The following is a 13121-nucleotide window of genomic DNA, read 5'->3' as shown; positions in this document are numbered from 1 at the left end:
TTTAGAAGATGCTCCTTGCGTTGTTACTCTGCACTCCGGTCATTTCCTGCCAGCGACTTTCATCCCAGGAATGGGTTTCATTGCGATATAAATCAGGATATTGGCTTGCCTGCTGTAAAAATACGGACATATTTCGCGCAGCCCAGAACCCTTCAGGCTGAGTCAGGCCATGCAGTGCAAACGCAATACGATCTTCATCAGTGGAAAGACCGCACTTCGCTGCCTGCATCATTAACGCTTCCAGTCGACGGCTGATCTGCTGACGCTGCTGCATATCTGCATACGATGGCAACTGCAGCAGCGCCTGGTTTATCAGCCCGCAATGCGCTATTTGATGCAGGCTGATAGCTGCGGTGTCTGTCGGCTTAACGGCCGCCTGATCAGTGAACTCGAGAGTATGCCAGCCACCTTCCAGCCAGAACGTCCAGCATGGGATATCCCTTGCCGAAAGCAGGTTAGATAACTGCCATGGACTTAGCATCCAGTGCAGGTGAAACAACACTCTGGGATCATAAAAGCGCAAAATATGGCCATGGTGCCTGACATCTTTAAAGTAGAGAGCGTTGACCAGTGCGCTTTGAATCTGCTGAGGCGAAAGAGTGCTGGAAACCAGCAAACTGCAGACTTGTGGAGTACGAGATCCGGCATGGACGGAGAGGTCTGCCATAAGCGTTTTCCACTCCTGCGAAGGCATTTCACTCAACGGTACCAGCCAGGGATAAAGATGAGCCTGTGGAGCCAGCATCGGCAATACCAGCTCAATCACCGGCCATAAATCGGGTAATTCAGGGACCTGCTGACGGTCAATCACCGCATATTGATGCGTTCCTAAAGCCCGGTGTGGAGAGATATATTCAATCGTCATAACCGATCCTTAGTTAAGTGGCACTGTGGCATCACCGTTACTTGCCGCATCCGCGGCTGCAGACTCACAAGCGGTGAATTCCGGGAAGGGCATCGCCATTTTTGCCGCTGCGGCATAATCAAACTCGGCGCTCTTAACATTAAACTGTCCACCCGTGCCGAGTTCAATTTTGCTCGGGTCAATCGTTAAAGAAGAACCACCGCACTGCAGCGTGATTTTCCTCTTCGCCGATATAATGATTTCATCGCTGGTACTGCTAATGGTGAGAGCTTTGCTGGCGATGAGATCCAGAGCATTAGTCTGAGCCTGAATTTCCACTTTGCCGGTCGCGGCAACCAGCTTCATGCCCATCTCATGGGCGAAGGCGACAAAGCCTTTTCGCGCGGCCAGTACCATGCGTTTAAGTGCGCTGATTTCAGTGTTTCCACCGGCGGTAATTATCTGATTGTGGTTGGCACTCAATTGGATGTGCTGAGGGGTAGATAACGCTATCCCGGCAGGGGCTCCGGCGACAATCGCAGGCTGCTGCAGCTGATCTACGGTCTGTTGCAAAAACTGCTGCTGTGTACTGTTATCCATCGGATCAATCTGGGCCGTCTCTAACAGCCCAGACAGGGATTGTGCCAGCGACAGCGCATCCGTTAACTGACGCTTGATTTCATCCATATCCAGCTGCTTCGCCATTGCCTTTGGCTGTAACTGCGTGGTCAGCAGCACCCCTTTACCGCCACGGATCGCAACCCACTCATCGCTGCGCAGTTCAGCACCTTCGCCGCGCGCCTGCCGTTCGTCATCAACCAGATGACCGAGGTTGAGCTGACTCTTGCCGCCGTATTCGGTGCTGAGCTTGATGTGCTCCTGGCCGCGCGTGTCGTCGAGGCGAAGCTTGTTATTGGACGGCGTGCGCAGCACGTTGCGCTTGTAATTGCGAATGGTGACGTGGTCGGGGCGGGATGAATCATGCAGCACGCCGGCGATGTACGGACGATCCGGGTTGCCGTGCTCGAAGCCAATTGCCACTTCGGTACCGGCCAGCAACGGCAGGTGCAGACCGTAGGTGTCGCCGGCAAACGGGCGCGACTGGCGCACCCATAAACTTTCGAAGCCGCTTTCCCAGCCCGCGCGGTCAAACAGCATGCTGACGCGATAGCGTCCGTCGCGGTCGATGTGGCCGTAGATGTCGTTGCTGGTGGTGCTGGTGATGCGCGCCGGTAAGGTGCCTGCCATCACCGGGCGCGGCGCCGGTTCCGGGCGATAGCTGTAGCGCCCTTCCGCCGGGATGCCGTGAAAGAGGGTTTCCATGCTGCTGTCACGCGCCGCGCGGCACAGCAGCGAGGTGATGACCACGCCGCGGTGAAAAACGTCTGCCGCGTTGCTGCCGCTGACGCGCACCACCACGCCGGGCATCAGCGTCGCGCAACTGGATTTGCCGCTGAGCTGCGTCTGGCGGTTGAGGTAGCGCTCGTGGCGCAGCCGGGCGTAGAACGCCCCGCTCTCGGTTGTTGGTGTTGCGCTATAAACCTCTCCCACCTGCAGATAGTTATCCGCCCAGTGATAGGCTTCGCCGTAGGTGGTGTCGTCGCCGCCGGTGACGTCGGCCTGCGCGTTCATGTCGGCGGTGGCGTCGCGGTAGTTGTAGTCGCGGGTGCTGACAGTTTTCTCCACCACGCGGTAGCGGCTTTCCATGTCCCATACCGACTCCACGCCATTATCGTGCAGGCCGGACGGCGGCACGGCGGCCAGCGTCAGACTGGTCTGGTAACCCTGCGGGCCGTCGTAAAATTCCACCACGTCGATGTTGAGGCGCGTGTCGGTGGTGAAGCGGAACCAGATGCCGACTTCCGCCAGCAGACGCGAGACGAAACGCAGGTCGTCCTCATCGAACTGCATCACCTGCTCGCGCTTCGGGTAGTTGCGGCTGAGATTAAACACAAAGTCCTGGCCGCGCATGCCGTGGCGGTCGCGCAAGATGGATTCGACAATCTGCGGCACCGATGCATCCTGCCAGATGGCGTTCTGTCGGGTGCGCGCCAGCAGCGCCAGGCGCGGCTGCAACCGGATGGCGTAGCGCGCTTCGTCGGCCGACACGCCGAGCATATCGAAACCGGTTACCACGCCCTGCACCACGCGCAGCGGTTCGGCTTTGTGCTGCAGGCCAGTAAGGCTCTGCGGCGACGGCTGCAGGGTCAGCGACGCGGTTTTCAGCAGCATCGCTTCGCGGCTGATGTTTTTATCGCTGCTGGTGAAGATGATTTTCCAGCTGAACGGGGCGCTCAGCGCTTCTGTACCTTCAAAACTGAGTACGTCGAGAGGGGATGTATTGTCCGTGACCTTCAGCAAATTATGGTTGTGGCTGAAGAAGGGAATGGCCGTTTCGCTCATGGTTAAATCCTTTTAAATACCGTGTACAGGAACCGTTGCTCAATCAGAACGTAAAGCTCACTTCGCCTGCTTCGTTAGTATCCCGCGTCAGGCTGTTGCTTAAGGTGCCGCGGGCGCGCTGCTGCAGCAGATTCAGCAGCCAGTGATCCGGCTGGATTTTGGCCTGCGCGGCGGCTTCCAGCGCCTGCGCGCAGAACGGGTTGAAGCGACGCAGAAGAGCGGCTGGCTGACTGTCCATAGTAAAATGCTCCTGATTAGGGGCACGCTACCGCCCTTCGCCGTAAACCAAGGCGCATAAGGCAGCAGGAAGGATGTAAGTGATTTGTGGCTGCACCCGCGCCGAGCCACAAACCAGTTTCTGAACATGAGGGCGGCCCGATGGCCCGCCCATGCAGCGTCAGTGCGGATTACGCTGTCGCTCGCTCATTCCACGAATCCGAGTGAATGATGTTGCCGTCTTTGTAGGTCCAGGTGATTTTTTCGTAGCGCAACTCAATCTGCTCCAGATGGTTGTGCTTCTCTTTCGACGGGTCCTTAACGTCGTGCATCAGCGGATTGACCTTCACCACCTTCACGTTTTCCAGTTTGGTGTTGAAGTACTCCACTTCCTGACCCGCGTCGCTGATGCGGTACCATTTGAACTCGGCTTCTTTCAGCGTCTGGCCGGTGGTGACCGCCTTGTAGAGGTATGGGCTGGACGAGTCGATTTCCTTGGTAAACAGGAACGGCGTGTGAATGCGCGTGCCGGTCAGCTTGCCGGTGTTGTTGTCGGTCGGGATATACAGGTTGTGTTCCTGCGCCACGATTTCGATGCTGCCTTCACGGTCCTGCACGTCCACCGAGCCCTTGATGTCCGCACCGCCGTCGTCCTTCAGCCACAGATAAACCGGAATTGCCATGTGTTACTCCTTTTTTTCATAATTGCCGTCACCGTCCTGTGATGACGGAGGGATTGCGTCTGCTGCCTGACAGGCGTCGGCCTGCGGCACCAGACTGATTTCTACCCGCCGGTTGGCTGCGCGGCCTTCCGGAGTGTCGTTACTCTCAATCGGGCGGCTCTGACCGAAGCCCTGCACCGCAAGGCAGCTCTCGTCTACGTCGCCGGTGTCGCGCATCCAGTCGCGCACGGATTCCGCGCGCCGCTGCGACAACTGCTGATTCTTCTGCGCGTTGCCGGTGCTGTCGGTGTGGCCGCTGACCACAATCAGCCAACCCGGCTTCGCCTTGATGCCGACCAGCGCGTTCACCAGCACTTTGGTTGAGCCGGTTTTCAACTCGGATTTGCCGGAGTCGAACAGCGACAGGCTGTCGAGGCGAACCCGCGTGGGCTGTGGTTTGGGCTTCTCTACCGCAACGGGTTTGGGTTCAGGAGTCCAGGTGCTGATAGCGTGCAACACCGGCAGATGTAGATGCCCGCCCTGATACAGCCCGAGGCCAAGGCGCAGTGGCGCGCCCTGACGCGCGTAGCCGTCGAGCAGGCCCGCGTCTTCGCGCAGTACGCTGACCGCCGCCAGCTTCGGTGCGTAGTCGGTCATGGCGATGCGGTTGTAATAAGCGAGATCAAAGGCGATACGGCGGATCAGCGACTGATTGTTCCAGGCCACCGCGCACAGTGCGATAACGGCGGCAGCAACAAAGGCGTTGAGTGCCACGCGCAGCGCCCGCACGCGCGGCGTCAGGCCTCGGCCCTGCGGCAGTTGCGGGAGAATGAATTCTGGAAGAACTGGCGCGGCGTGCGCACCCGCGCTGTTGATGGCGGTGTGCTTTAACAGCCAGGCGTGCCAAAGCGAATCGTTATCGCCCGATGTGCCGGATTGCAGATGCAGCATCAGTGCGCCGGGCACAACCGGTGCAACATCGCTGTGCGCTTGCGTCAGCACGCGCAGTACGTTTTCACGCGTCCAGTCATCCAGCGTGTTGAGCAGAATTTGCTGCTGCATTGCCACACTGCCGCCCGATTCCAGCCATTCGGTCGTGCCACGCGGCGGGGTGTCATCCAGCCAGATTTGCGGTGGGTTGTTCGCCAGCTGCACCAGCCACAGCGGCTCGGCGCACTGCGTCATGTCGCCGGCCACGCCGAGGTTAAGCAGCAGCGGTAGCGCCTGGCGGGTTTCACGGCGCAGCAACGCAATCTGCCAGCGCAGCGCGAACAGCTGATTTTCCAGCGCTGTCGCGTCCTGCTGTTGCTGCGGGCTGATGCTGAAGCAAATGGACATCTGGCGGCCCCAGTCGGGACGCAGTTGCAACAGCTGGCGCACGCTGTGCTGGAGGTCGCTGCTTTCGGCAACGCGGATAAAGCAGCCGTGCGGCAGGATGCGCACCGGTTTGTCAGCGGAAAGAGCGCTCTCGCTGCAGCACAGCACCACCGGCTGGCGGTACGCGGCGTCGGGTAAATCCGTCCACCCATCCTGCGCAGCCTGATGGCGGCGGCGCGACTTTTTCAGCAACACGATGCCGCTCGCCAGCATGATTGCCAGCAACAGCAGCACAGCAGTGCTGCGCGATATCGGCAGAAACAGCAGGCACAGCACAGCGGCAAGTCCGCAGATCCAGAGCGCCAGCAAACGCAGAAGCCACGGCGTCATTCTTTGACTCCGGGCAGCAGCGTGGTGATGAGATGGTCAAGCCAGTGATTCAGCCCCCACCACAGCGCCACCAGCAGCAGCGCGGTCAAGCCGAGGCGCATCGACCAGTTGCTGAGCCAGCCGCCGCGCAGGCCGCCGTTTGCCACAGAAAGCAAAGGCACATCCGCCGCGCGTGTGAAAGCAGGCACGCGTTTAGTCAGCGCGTTCACCAGTTGCTGACGCGCAGGGGTATCCGTAGATACATAGCCGCCGAGAAAGCCCAGCATCATCACTCGGTGAAAACAGGTCAGCACCATTTCGTCGGCTTCTGGCTGCGTCAGCACCCGCTGCATGCGGTCGCACAGCGTTTCGCCCGCGTCCATGGTCTGTAAAAAGTGGCCCTGCAGTGGCATGTGATACCACTGCACACAGGCGTCGTCCTGCACGCCGCGCCCTTTCACCGCCTCGTCCAGCAGCGCACACTGCGCCAGCAGGATGTCGTGACAGCTTTCGCGGCTGACGCCCGCTTCACGCAGCGTGAGCTGTACGCGTTCGGCGTCATTGACACAGCGCTGCCACAGCGCCAGCCCTTCGCCGTCGGCAAACTGCGGGCTGTGGCGCAGGCTGATCACCTGCAGCCAGGTGTTCTGCAGCAGCGCATCAATATCGATAGTTTTTGCTTTAACACTCATGATTTCAGCACCGCGAACAGTTCAAGTTCCGGATCACCCAGCGTGCCGGGGACATAAAACATGCAGTTGCCGCTTTCGAGCATGGCGCGCGCCGCCGGGTGCGACAGATCCAGCGAGAAATACTGGTTCTCCAGGCGCAGCGGGATCGCCGCCGGCACGTGGCTCAGCGGCTTGAGTGGAATACCGAGCTGCGAGCTGTTGACCAGCGCAATCACGTCATCCGGGCTGCCGACTTTGCACTGACGCGGGAATTGCTCCTGCAACTGCGCCACCGGCAGCGGCGAGCGCACCGAGAGGTAAAAATCGGCTTCCTCGCGCAGACGCGGGTCGTTGAGACGTGCCTGCCACTGACGCAGACGGCTGTCGTGCGTCATGTCGATTGCCACCATGCGCGACGGCAGGCTGGCTTCCAGCAGGGTGCCGAGCAGGCTGAACAGCGGCGGGAAAACGTCGTTGAGGTTTTCGTGGCGATAGGCCGGGATAGCGCTGACCTGATGTTCGAGCGAGAAGGTCAACAGACTGCCGGCGAGGCGCGCCAGTTCGGGATAGAGCCGTTCAGGCGGGCTTTGCGGATGGCGCTGAAAATCGGCCAGCAGCGGCTCGGCGCTGTTGAGCGCGTTGAGCAGCCAGAACAGCGAGACGTCGGCGACGGCAAAATCGGCCATGCGCTGGTTGCTTTCGCGGCGCATGGACATTAATCGCACCAGACGTGCACGTAATTGTGTGACCAGCATTTCCAGCGCGGTCATCAGCCACGAGCTGGCCTGCATCGTCAGCAACGGCGGCAGGAATTGGTTGTCCAGCGTCCAGCCGCCCTGCGCGTCCTGCTGCAAACGGGCCACCGGACAGGTCAGCCAGTCGCTGTTGTCCTGATGCGCGTAGCGCAGCGTCAGTTCCGGCTGCAGTACCGCAATCTGGCGAGTATCATCCCCGAACAGGTTGCGGATATCGCGCCAGCGCTGGCGAAAACGCACTGGGCGCTCGGCGATGTCCTCTTCCTGCAGGCAGTTGCCTCCGCTGGCGTACAACTGCGGCAGAGCCAGAACAACCGTCACTTCCTTCTGCTCCGCCTCCAGCGTGAGCGTCGGCGGCAGCGGATCGGCGTTGTGAGTATCAACCAGCGTGCCGTCGCGAAAGCGCAGGTGCAGATGGCGCGGCTTGAGCCGGCCAAGCTTCAGCGCCTCTGGCTCAAACTCCGCCTGAAACACGCCCCACGGCTGATTCAGCCCCATACGCGCGATGCACTCGCTGTGCCATGCCTGCCAGGCGGACTGCTGCTGGAAGTGCTGAGGCGAAATCATGGTGCCCCGGCCCCAGAGTGGTTGTTCTGTTTTCATCCTTGAGTTCCGCCTTACGCTTTAGCTTTCGGCATCTGAGAAACCAGCGACAGGTTCACGTCCATGCCTTCCACCTGGAAGTGCGGGATGCGCGAAAGCAGGAAGATGTACGGCAGATGCGCGTTGATGCGGCTGTTGGCGGTGGCATCCGACATTGTCTGATTGTTCTGCCAGACGTTGAGAGCGCTCAACGCCGATAGCGGGTTGAGGTTGATTTTTTCAAACAGCGACGCATAAACGCCACCCACAGCCGGGCGATCCAGCAAGGTGGTTTCACCATTGGCATGGGTTTCATTCTGAACTGACATAAGTATTTCTCTCTATCTATAGTTCGTTACGGGGATGATCAGGCTTGTTCGGTGGCTAACGCAGACAGTTCGCCGCGCAGTACGTCGCTAAGTGCCGGATCTTTCAGGATGGCTTTCAGCCCTTTGCGGAAGGTGACGTTGTTCAGCAGGTTAGATTTGAGGTTGCGCAGCAGGTTGTGCATAGCCAGCATGGCGGGCAGCTGTGGGATTTGGCGAGCAACCTGCTCCGGCTCGAAGTCTTTCCTGTCACAGAAGATAAGCTGCAGGCTATCTTCGCTGCCGTTGGCGGCCGGGGTGTTCGGCACGGAGAATTTCACTTCAGGCGCGCTATTGAAGTTATTTTTGTTAACGTTGATTTTTTTGCGCTCAGACAGCGGACGATCTTCGGCGCTGTTGCTGAAATCGCCGGTGACTACAAGTTGGAGAGGAAGCTCGGTTTTCTTGGCTGCACCGCCGGTGTGCAGATCGAAACGCAAATTTAAAGGTGCTTTAGGGATTTCGTTTTGATAAGAGTTACTCATACTTACTCCTTGTAAAGATGGTGCGAACAGCACGCGTAGGCACACTTTTCCTCTGTGTTACCGCGCAAATATATAGCAGGTCACACCACTAAAGCAACGAAGCGATTTATATCTTTCTAGTTGTTTTATATACTAATTTTCCTATAGTTTGAGTTAAGTTATTGAGATGAATTGCAAAAGAGGTTGGGATTAGTCCTAAAATTAGAATTGATTTTTTGAGCCATTCATTACAAGAGATACATTTGCGCATATCAATAATTCAATCTGGCTAACTGTTAACGACATCTGACTTTATGAAGCTCAAATGCGCCAACCGGCGATCTGCATGGACGCTGTGAGAAACACGCTATGTCGAGAAACATTATCTTAGTGATGATGTAACCAGTGTTGCCCGCAACCTATGCAGGACAGAGGCTGCGGTACTTAGCGGAATGCATTTGCTGGGGTTTGGCAGAAAGGCAAGTGGCTTATGGACCGATGAAGAAACGCAGATGCTACGTTTTAACTTTGCGCGTGGAGATGGCGGGGCAGCGGCACCGAGGAGAAGATAATGCCCTGCTGAAGCAGCGTGATGACTTGTACCGGACGGCGCAGAAAGCCCATCCTGAGCGGTGGTCAGGGAGAACGAGAAACTGGCAGCCGAAAGGCCCGGTAACACTGAATCCGGAGCGGACAAAACAGGCCGTTTAAATTAACCAGGGGTGCCAACTACCTTGACATTTACCGCCGGAAAAAATGACGATCCCGGCGCGAGGCCGGGATTAGCTTTATTTCACGATAACTATTTTTTAAATTGTTCAAAAACAAACTGATAGGCTTCTTCTTTAGAAGACGATGTAGCAATCGTATAAGGAGAGTCTCTTTCTACATAACACACGTCCCATTGTTCGTCTCTTTGCACGACACAGGTACAATCGCTACTCCTTAATCCATCTAATGAGTAGCTATTCTCATTAACCTCTAATAGAGATAATTGAGTAATCAGTTCATCACGAGTCATTTATCTCCCTTTTTCATATAGTCATTATCCAAGTACCATTGAACTGATTTCGGCAATTCATACTGAACTCCAGTCCCTTTTTGCCCGAATCATGGCGAAATCTTAGATTTAGGAACATCAGGAATAGGCTTAATGATCTCATATTAAAAATAAGGTCTTGTAGTTTCATAGGATGGCACACCAACAGTCGATACAAAACTTCCTCCAGAATAGCCGTGTCTATCAACGATTTCTCCAGTAGGCAATGTTACTTTCTCAACCGGTCCATACGCCCCATGGTTCGGCGGCCAGATTCTCAGCGTTTCCTGAACTTTTACTATACTGCCCAAAATTAGACGACTCCCGCATCTGCTGACTTTCCGCAATATTGGCCTTGATACGTGTCCAAGATCATTAAGCCACATCACTGAGTCGGATACAGGCCTAACAGGGGCCAGCCGAACCCACTTCCCCAGCTCACCATCAAGGGCCGCTGGCTGGAGGCGCTGGGCTTTACGACCGGGCAGAAGATCGAAGTGATCACCGGCCAGGACAGTTGATCATCCGCCTGGCGAATGAAGTTTAACTGGCTGAGTTATAAAGTAAAATCCCGGCTCATTGGCCGGGATTAATTAATACTCAGAGTGGTAAATAACAATATAGTTATCTCCAAGTTCTTCTTGAAGAAGATAAGTCAACTTATAACCATCATCAATAAATCGTTTTTCTTCCTCTTTACTTTTAAAACCAGATGACGCCGGATCATCCATATTAAGTATGGCATCGTATCGTTCAGCCCATTCTCTGAGACTGTATTTCAACTCCGATGATATCGGTAGTTCTTCAGGAGATATATCTCCAAAATCTTCCAGAGTTGTCCCCCACAATGGATGACAATGGTAGTCAGCCATCAATTTTATTTTTTTCACTTTACTGAACCTCGTAAGTTAGCACCCACAATATACCCGTTATTCCCTACAGTAATAGCAATATTGTATTTATTACCATTTATCATCGCTTCATATATTGGCCGACCAGTTCCAGACCCTTGGTAACCAACTATTTTACCATCTGTGACAGCTTTCATTACTACATCAGGAATTCGTGCTTCTGATACACCTATTTGTGCAAATTGACTTCCATGTTCTTAGACAATATGTTGTAGCCCTGAACTAGAATTACCCTTCTCAAGGAAAATGATCTTTCCACTATTATCCTTTGCAGCACCCACCACATTTTCTGGTGTAAATTTAATACCCTGAGTTGCCATCTCTTTAAATAAGGATTTAGTTGCAAAACTATTTTTTGCTATCAGGAAAAGATCTTTACCCAACATTCCCAGCGATGCCACTGCTGCCTGATTCTCAGGATCTGATGCAAACGCTGCAAATTTCGTCCAGCCAGGACTGTTTACATCAATGTTCCCCAGATCTTGTCCGTTCCACTGCTGAACGTAAGCTTGGCTTCCTCGCTGGACATCACATCCACACCGGGAAGATTCCCCAGCCAGCCCGGACGAGCCGCCATATCCGAACCACCCTGAGCGATATCCTTATCAACAACCTGTGCTTCAAGTGGATTATCTTTTAGTTTCTGATCGGTATCGCCGCTTTGCTTGTCGCTGACCTGTTTCCACTTATCGATAACAGCTTGGCAGTCACCACCGGATTTCCGGCAATTGGAAAGCTCTTTATCAAAACTCAGTGCCTAACTGGCACTCAGCGAGTTATTCTCAACCTCATTCTTCGCCGTATTCGCCCCACTGCCAACACCAGACAGGCTACCGCTTGCCAGTCCACCTGCTGTTGAACCGGCTATCACCACCAGATTATCAATTATCTGTTTTTGTTCTTCCGTCAGGGCTTCCGTCTTTATACCCGGGTAGAAAATTCGGGTAAAGATCACTGCGGTTGCACCGCCTGCAGCACCCGACACTGCATCACCTCCCTGCGCTCTGGCAAGAAATGCCCCTAAGGCACTGTGCAGTATCGTGCGTAATGCGACATTATCATTGTCTCCGCCGCTGATTTGCTTGACCAGATTGGCCAGATACGGTGCCGCTGCGCCCGCAGCCGCGCCCTCAACATTTCCCCCTAACAACCCAGATAAGGCGCTGGTAAAGGAAATCCCTGCCGTCCAGTATTTTCCACCAATTCCGTAATCCTGCTCAATCTGTTTAAATTCCGGCGTGGCACTAATTTGTTCGGGCGTTAACCCTGCGGTGGACAGTCGGGTGCTGATTTCCGCTTCTTTGTCTGCCATGGCAGCGGTTGCAGCCGCTGCCATCCGGTGTTGTGGGGGGCGGTCTGGGGTTCCATCGCAACCCGTCAAGGGTTGCGATGATAAGGCAATACAACGCATTCCCAAGTCGAACGCTATGAGCGCGCCCGCTTTCAGGCGGTGTCGCTGCAAGGTGCCTGGCTTACCGAAGCCGGGTTTACCGACAGGATGCTGTTAAAAATACGTGTCATGCCCGGCTGCATGGTTATCACCGCCCAGAACACCCGCGAACTGTGGCACTGTCTCGAAAGGCTGAGCATTGAACCCTTTGACCCGGACGCGGCGGCCAACTGGATCAAGCATTACCCCGGCGGCCTGACGTTTGCTGAGTAATAACCCCCTTATCCTCCCCCTCGGTGCGGGGGCCGGGATGCAACTAAGTCCATAACTCCCGCCCATCAGATGTTAACCACACCACTCCAGCAGGGGCCTTAACTAAAAACCACATGCCATAATCATCTAAATCATCATCCTCATCATCAGATGGATATTGCGGCCAAGCCGTTTGTAATATTTCTAATTGCTCCTCAATCGTACCAGACCAAAATGTACCATTTGCAGCTAGTTTGATTTTATTTTCATTTAATAAGCGTGCCAAAACATCAAAAAAAACATTCTTTTTAAATAAATAATCATCTGAGAACTCAGAACAAGCGATGCAAATATGCTGCCATATAGCCCCCATGGATAGACCATAGGAGCTATTTACAACCGATGAATATATCTTATCAATATTTTCCATTACTTAAATTTAACCTCCACCCGTTTTCCACCGTTTATTGATGGAGTCATTAAATCTATAGTCCATTTGGCACCGGTTTGTTGTACTGATGTTGAAAAATCTCTCAATGTCAAAGTACTACCGGAAGAGGAACCTTCTGTTATTTTTACCGAATATACAGTTCCCTTACCTGCTATAACCTTAGCAGATGGCATATTTTCTGATCCTGTTAGCTGTTTGAAATAAGTCATAACATTCGCGTCAGTAGCCCCTTTGAATACAGGGGACGCGGCGGCCAACTGGATCAAGCATTACCCCGGCGACCTGACGTTTGCCGAGTAATAACACCCTTATCCTCACCACCGGCCCGCACCGGGGATTTTTGTTTTCGCGCGGAGGTGTCGGAGTGTAGCCCTGACCGGGTGGTTTTGGGGGCACGGCCCACTGGCGGTGGCCGCAAAACATTTCCTGT

16 protein-coding genes and 3 pseudogenes are annotated in these 13121 nt (G+C 54.9%); 3 read left to right on the top strand and 16 right to left on the bottom strand.

What is annotated here, in order from left to right:
• Position 1: 1 nt before the first annotated feature.
• From GW590_RS07045 to tssB, 9 genes are all read right to left on the bottom strand, one after another.
• On the bottom strand, positions 2 to 865 hold the full coding sequence (locus GW590_RS07045) for a DUF4123 domain-containing protein (protein ID WP_169402304.1): 864 nt from the start codon (positions 863 to 865) through the stop codon (positions 2 to 4).
• A 9-nt stretch (positions 866 to 874) separates the two neighbouring features.
• Positions 875 to 3247, bottom strand: a complete 2373-nt coding sequence (locus GW590_RS07040) for a type VI secretion system Vgr family protein (RefSeq protein WP_169402303.1) — start codon at positions 3245 to 3247, stop codon at positions 875 to 877.
• Positions 3248 to 3290: 43 nt separating this feature from the next.
• On the bottom strand, positions 3291 to 3485 hold the full coding sequence (locus tag GW590_RS07035) for a hypothetical protein (protein WP_169402132.1): 195 nt from the start codon (positions 3483 to 3485) through the stop codon (positions 3291 to 3293).
• 169 nt (positions 3486 to 3654) lie between these two features.
• Positions 3655 to 4146: a type VI secretion system effector Hcp gene (gene hcp / locus GW590_RS07030; RefSeq protein ID WP_169402302.1), complete on the bottom strand. Its 492-nt coding sequence runs from the start codon at positions 4144 to 4146 to the stop codon at positions 3655 to 3657.
• Positions 4147 to 4149: 3 nt separating this feature from the next.
• Entirely contained in the window at positions 4150 to 5832 is a 1683-nt protein-coding gene (locus GW590_RS07025) for an OmpA family protein (RefSeq protein ID WP_169402301.1), read from the bottom strand.
• Positions 5829 to 6503: a type VI secretion system protein TssL, short form gene (gene tssL / locus GW590_RS07020; RefSeq protein ID WP_169402300.1), complete on the bottom strand. Its 675-nt coding sequence runs from the start codon at positions 6501 to 6503 to the stop codon at positions 5829 to 5831. The genes GW590_RS07025 and tssL overlap by 4 nt, the downstream gene beginning before the upstream one ends.
• On the bottom strand, positions 6500 to 7840 hold the full coding sequence (gene tssK, locus GW590_RS07015; RefSeq protein WP_169402299.1) for a type VI secretion system baseplate subunit TssK: 1341 nt from the start codon (positions 7838 to 7840) through the stop codon (positions 6500 to 6502). The genes tssL and tssK overlap by 4 nt, the downstream gene beginning before the upstream one ends.
• Positions 7841 to 7854: 14 nt before the next feature.
• A complete protein-coding gene (locus tag GW590_RS07010) occupies positions 7855 to 8148 on the bottom strand; it encodes a hypothetical protein (protein WP_211186676.1) in 294 nt (97 codons plus the stop codon).
• 38 nt (positions 8149 to 8186) lie between these two features.
• Positions 8187 to 8669, bottom strand: coding sequence for a type VI secretion system contractile sheath small subunit (tssB, locus tag GW590_RS07005; protein WP_169402298.1), 483 nt, complete (start codon positions 8667 to 8669; stop codon positions 8187 to 8189).
• Positions 8670 to 9176: 507 nt separating this feature from the next.
• Here tssB and GW590_RS24320 point away from each other — a divergent pair.
• A pseudogene (locus GW590_RS24320) lies at positions 9177 to 9359 on the top strand (IS3 family transposase); the annotation flags it as partial.
• A gap of 91 nt (positions 9360 to 9450) precedes the next feature.
• Here GW590_RS24320 and GW590_RS07000 read toward each other — a convergent pair.
• Positions 9451 to 9669 carry a hypothetical protein gene (locus tag GW590_RS07000; protein WP_169402297.1) on the bottom strand — a complete coding sequence of 73 codons (219 nt, stop codon included), beginning with the start codon at positions 9667 to 9669 and terminating at the stop codon, positions 9451 to 9453.
• Between the two features lie 410 nt (positions 9670 to 10079).
• On the opposite strand from GW590_RS07000, the pseudogene GW590_RS06995 reads away from it, so the two are divergent.
• Positions 10080 to 10234, top strand: a pseudogene (locus tag GW590_RS06995) (SymE family type I addiction module toxin); the annotation flags it as partial.
• Between the two features lie 46 nt (positions 10235 to 10280).
• Here GW590_RS06995 and GW590_RS06990 read toward each other — a convergent pair.
• The 4 genes and pseudogenes from GW590_RS06990 to GW590_RS24310 all read right to left on the bottom strand — a co-directional run bounded on the left by GW590_RS06990 (position 10281) and on the right by GW590_RS24310 (position 11910).
• Positions 10281 to 10577, bottom strand: a complete 297-nt coding sequence (locus GW590_RS06990; RefSeq protein WP_169402296.1) for a hypothetical protein — start codon at positions 10575 to 10577, stop codon at positions 10281 to 10283.
• A gap of 218 nt (positions 10578 to 10795) precedes the next feature.
• A complete protein-coding gene (locus GW590_RS24315; RefSeq protein WP_235955878.1) occupies positions 10796 to 10984 on the bottom strand; it encodes a hypothetical protein in 189 nt (62 codons plus the stop codon).
• 27 nt (positions 10985 to 11011) lie between these two features.
• Positions 11012 to 11068, bottom strand: a pseudogene (locus GW590_RS24530) (hemagglutinin); the annotation flags it as partial.
• A gap of 287 nt (positions 11069 to 11355) precedes the next feature.
• The gene (locus GW590_RS24310; RefSeq protein ID WP_235955877.1) at positions 11356 to 11910 is read right to left on the bottom strand and encodes a VENN motif pre-toxin domain-containing protein; all 555 of its coding nucleotides are present in this window, start codon (positions 11908 to 11910) and stop codon (positions 11356 to 11358) included.
• Positions 11911 to 12048: 138 nt separating this feature from the next.
• Here GW590_RS24310 and GW590_RS06980 point away from each other — a divergent pair, with 138 nt between their 5' ends.
• The gene (locus GW590_RS06980; protein WP_235955893.1) at positions 12049 to 12261 is read left to right on the top strand and encodes a SymE family type I addiction module toxin; all 213 of its coding nucleotides are present in this window, start codon (positions 12049 to 12051) and stop codon (positions 12259 to 12261) included.
• A gap of 43 nt (positions 12262 to 12304) precedes the next feature.
• Here the strand turns inward: GW590_RS06980 and GW590_RS06975 are convergent, their stop codons facing one another.
• Complete coding sequence (locus GW590_RS06975; protein ID WP_169402295.1) at positions 12305 to 12670, bottom strand: DUF596 domain-containing protein; 366 nt, start codon at positions 12668 to 12670, stop codon at positions 12305 to 12307.
• Positions 12670 to 12900, bottom strand: a complete 231-nt coding sequence (locus GW590_RS06970) for a hypothetical protein (protein ID WP_169402294.1) — start codon at positions 12898 to 12900, stop codon at positions 12670 to 12672. The genes GW590_RS06975 and GW590_RS06970 overlap by 1 nt, the downstream gene beginning before the upstream one ends.
• Positions 12901 to 13121 lie beyond the last annotated feature (221 nt).

This window comes from Rouxiella aceris, assembly GCF_012933545.1.
Lineage (GTDB): Bacteria > Pseudomonadota > Gammaproteobacteria > Enterobacterales > Enterobacteriaceae > Rouxiella > Rouxiella aceris.
The sequence above is the reverse complement of the archived record's forward strand: the minus strand, read 5'-3'. Positions and strand labels throughout refer to the sequence as shown.